The following is a 987-nucleotide window of genomic DNA, read 5'->3' as shown; positions in this document are numbered from 1 at the left end:
TACCAAAAATCTGAATTGACAGTATAAAATAATTAAGTAAATTTACTTAATTATTTTATTTTGTTTTTTTAGTTGTTAAGAATATAAATCTAATTCATCACTTAAAGTAAATACTACACCAGCAAACTCTTGTGAAATATCTGAAGAAGAATCATTATTATCAAAGAATAAAACATCAAAATTAACTTGAATATAATATTGTCGTTTTTTGCCATTATCATAATCGTCATATTGATTATTAAATTGAATATTTCCAACTCCATATAAATATAAACTAGAATATCAATCTTTTACTGCTTTTTTAGAAATACGACATTTAATACCTGAATCATTTAAATATTTTTCAATAACAAAGAATAATTTATTAAAATAAGTATTATTTAATTCAGAAAGAATTTTAACATTTTTTATCTTATTAGTATCATTTGAACTAGGTATAGTAGTATATTGAGGTCAATAACCATTATCAGCATTTACTCATAATCCTCAAAATTGTGTATGATAATTAGTTCAATAACTAGCTGCAAATGTTTCAACTATAATTTTACTTGCAAAATGAGGTTCACTTAATAATATAGGTAATGGTCTAACATTTTGAATCATTGATGCTACTGCTGCATATCGACCTTCAGCACGTCAAATTGCAAGATATTTATTATTTTTTCTATCATTTCAAAATTCTGTGGGTATTGCTTTTCTTAAAATACCAGTTGCTGCTCTTTTTTGTTCTTCGGCATCATATTTATAATTAATTTTAACTATAAAATTTAATTCTTCTTTTACTTTACTATTTTTTGTTGGTTTAATTTTTATTTTTAATTCTTTTCCTTGTACAATATCATTAGTATTTAAATTTTCAAATTCAAATTTGTAATCTTCATTAATAACAGCGCTAGGATAAAGATTTTTTATTTTATTAGCAATCATTTCTCTAATACTATTAGTACTATTAAATTCTTCAATTGTGGTTACCTTTGTAATAGTAAA

General features: G+C 22.6%; 1 pseudogene. It reads right to left on the bottom strand.

Annotation, left to right across the window (positions count from 1 at the left end):
• Positions 1 to 75: 75 nt before the first annotated feature.
• Positions 76 to 987: pseudogene (locus tag M0D11_RS06075) on the bottom strand (hypothetical protein); the annotation flags it as partial.

The sequence above is a fragment of the Spiroplasma endosymbiont of Lariophagus distinguendus genome, assembly GCF_023846195.1.
Lineage (GTDB): Bacteria > Bacillota_I > Bacilli_A > Mycoplasmatales > VBWQ01 > Spiroplasma_E.
This window is presented reverse-complemented; position numbering and strand designations above follow the sequence as displayed.